Genomic DNA, 1300 nt, shown 5'->3' with positions numbered 1-1300 from the left:
AACTACCTTGAAAAACACCGCAGGTGATCGAATGGCGTGGCAAACCGACGATGATCCGGTGTGATAATGGGCCGGAATATATCAGCGAAGAGCTCAAGGAGTGGGCGGCGAAACAGGAGATCACTTTGGGATATATCCAACCTGGCAATCCCCAGCAGAACGCGTACATAGAGCGGTTTAACAGAACGGTGCGTTACGATTGGTTGGCTCATCACCTGTTTGGCACGCTGGAAGAGCTACAAGAATTTGCAACGCAATGGCTGTGGATTTATAACCATGAACGGCCCAACATGACGCTAGCTGGCTACACACCGAAGCAGCATCTGGCAAAGGCTGCATGACCTCTACTTTTGAATGCCCCTAAAAATGGGGGGATTACCGATGCATGCCGGCATATTCATCAGGATCTTGAAGAAAGCATCAGGATAATTTGCATGATAGTTACAAAATGTACTGTGGAGTCACAATGAAAGCGATTTTCTTCTTATCCGCAACACTCACATTGAGTGGCTGTGCCAATTCAATACTGGAGGGGAACTCATCATTTTTAGCATCAACTAGACAAAACATTTCGCGGGATAGTACTGATTGTAAGGGATGGGTCATCGTGCAACAGGCCGAATCCCCAGCCGCAGAAAACCGGACACAAACCTTAAATCGCAACGCCAATAACACAGCCAATCGTTCTCTAGCTACGTTATATAACCGTTGCATGACGCAGCGAGGATGGAGTTATGAGGCTATTGCAGCGCAAAATGATGCGTACAAAAAAGAGGTAGAGTTGCAAGCACGTACTTTTTTTGAAAAGTTCCCACAATATCTTAATGCACCGGACGAGGAAGCTAGGCTTTCTAACGAATTTGAGCGGGCATTGAACGATCCGAATAATCAAGGCTTAAGCCTCTATCAAATTCTTTTAGTGGCACACACTCAACTACAAACTCAGCAATGAGGCGTTCGATAAAGGCCGTGTGAAGCGCGGGTTTTACCATCGCACTGTAGTGGCATAGTGAATTTGGCCACCTGATTAGAGGTGATACTCTCACCTCATACACTGACAGCTGTGTAGTGGTCAAGTAAAACTGGCCACGGTTTTATAAGCAGCCCAATACTGCAGTTAAGATTCATTTGGTGTCAAACCACCGTTGTAGTGATGGGGACGAATGTTGCTGTAATAGCCCATCAAATACTCACTGATACTCTCCCTGGCATCGACCACATTTTTGTAGCCATGCTCAGGAACCCATTCACTTTTCAAACTACGAAATAGCCGCTCCATCGGTGCGTTATCCCAGCAATT

The 1300-nt window shown here is 46.3% G+C and carries 2 protein-coding genes and 1 pseudogene; 2 read left to right on the top strand and 1 reads right to left on the bottom strand.

Annotated features, from left to right (window positions below; all coding sequences use genetic code 11):
- Positions 1-20: 20 nt before the first annotated feature.
- Together CUC53_RS14465 and CUC53_RS14460 are read left to right on the top strand one after the other, a co-directional pair.
- Positions 21-341, top strand: a pseudogene (locus CUC53_RS14465) (integrase core domain-containing protein); the annotation flags it as partial.
- 125 nt (positions 342-466) lie between these two features.
- Positions 467-952, top strand: a complete 486-nt coding sequence (locus CUC53_RS14460; RefSeq protein ID WP_100294809.1) for a hypothetical protein — start codon at positions 467-469, stop codon at positions 950-952.
- Between the two features lie 165 nt (positions 953-1117).
- Here the strand turns inward: CUC53_RS14460 and CUC53_RS14455 are convergent.
- Positions 1118-1300: integrase core domain-containing protein (locus CUC53_RS14455; RefSeq protein WP_157798285.1), on the bottom strand; the 183-nt coding region annotated here is incomplete at its 5' end.

The organism is Aeromonas cavernicola, assembly GCF_002795305.1.
Classification (GTDB): Bacteria; Pseudomonadota; Gammaproteobacteria; order Enterobacterales; family Aeromonadaceae; genus Aeromonas; species Aeromonas cavernicola.
Note: the sequence above shows the minus strand (reverse complement) of the source record. Positions and strands in the feature narration are given on the sequence as shown.